1 protein-coding gene and 2 tRNA genes are annotated in these 863 nt (G+C 46.3%); 2 read left to right on the forward strand and 1 reads right to left on the reverse strand.

Going from position 1 to position 863, the window contains the following annotated elements:
- The first annotated feature begins 32 nt into the window (after positions 1-32).
- Together L976_RS05430 and L976_RS05435 are read left to right on the forward strand one after the other, a co-directional pair.
- Positions 33-124: transfer RNA gene (locus L976_RS05430), tRNA-Ser, on the forward strand.
- Positions 125-218: 94 nt separating this feature from the next.
- A tRNA-Arg gene (locus L976_RS05435) sits at positions 219-295 on the forward strand.
- Between the two features lie 415 nt (positions 296-710).
- Here the strand turns inward: L976_RS05435 and L976_RS22690 are convergent.
- The coding region (locus L976_RS22690; protein WP_156143233.1) for a hypothetical protein at positions 711-863 on the reverse strand (153 nt) is incomplete at its 5' end.

The raw sequence follows: 863 nt of genomic DNA on the forward strand, positions 1-863 counted from the left end.
AGTAAGCAATAGCTTACAAATGCAGATTTTGCGGAGAGGTGGCCGAGTGGCCGAAGGCGCTCCCCTGCTAAGGGAGTATGGGCTTTATCTCCCATCGAGGGTTCGAATCCCTCCTTCTCCGCCATTCTATTCCTAGTGAATAGATTTAATTTGCGAGACTTAAGTGCTTCTTCTAGACTAAAGTCTGTCGGTAAGGTAGCAACTTACCCAGTATTTAAGCGCGTGTAGCTCAGCTGGATAGAGTACCTGGCTACGAACCAGGCGGTCGGAGGTTCGAATCCTTCCACGCGCACCATCTACTTAGTTAGATTAGATGAGCCCTGCAAGTAATTGCAGGGCTTTTTTAATGGGATTTTTCTGGATTATATTGCTTCAATCCTTATCTCTTCTCGAGCTTTACGCCTTGATAACCCGTCTTTTACGCCACGTTATGCTTGTTGAAATGCCAACGCCTTAAGCGATGATGTTTATCGCTCTGGCTTGCTATTTTACGCGCGATAAAGAGATAGCAATAAGTGCTATCTGGGCTAGCAAGATCTGCCGTAAAAGAGAGAAGGGGAGATAAGCATGGAACAAGGGATCGATGAGCTTCTTTGGGTCTTAGGGGCGAGTTCTGAGAGAGGTTTGAAGAGTGTTAACGCGATTTAGGATGGAACAGGGGAAATAAAAAGGGCTGCAAAATACAGCCCTTTTTAGCGTAGATGTCGTGATTAGGCTTCTAGCTTAGCAAACTCGGCTTTTTGCTCTTTTAGTTTGTCCATATCACGGCTGAGATCGGCCATCTTAGCGCGCTCTTTATCAATTACGGCTGGCGGTGCTTTTGCCACGAAGCCTTCATTGGATAATTTGCCTTCGATACGGGC

Source organism: Shewanella sp. ZOR0012, assembly GCF_000798835.1.
GTDB classification, from domain to species: domain Bacteria; phylum Pseudomonadota; class Gammaproteobacteria; order Enterobacterales; family Shewanellaceae; genus Shewanella; species Shewanella xiamenensis.